The following is a 246-nucleotide window of genomic DNA, read 5'->3' on the forward strand; positions in this document are numbered from 1 at the left end:
TTCCATTATTGTCTACGGCTACTGCTTTTGATGGATCTGTAACATTTGCAGGAACAAGGTCTGTAGCGAAAGGTTTATTTAAACTGAAACGGTATTCCAGTTTCCCATATTTTCCTTTGGCAAACATGCCCAGCTGACGCGCGAACTGGTCTGAATTGTCGATCAGCGGCCACGTAAAAATAGGAGAATCCACCGTAAGAAAATTCAGCGTTGAAGCCATTGTCATACGCGAAAGCCCCATATAAT

1 protein-coding gene is annotated in these 246 nt (G+C 43.1%); it reads right to left on the bottom strand.

What is annotated here, in order from left to right:
• Positions 1-220 (bottom strand): hypothetical protein (locus ACPYOM_RS23375; protein WP_481347805.1); only part of this gene is annotated, 220 nt, incomplete at its 3' end.
• Between the last annotated feature and the right edge of the window lie 26 nt (positions 221-246).

Source organism: Monashia sp. HAY1-2A (genome assembly GCF_056755315.1).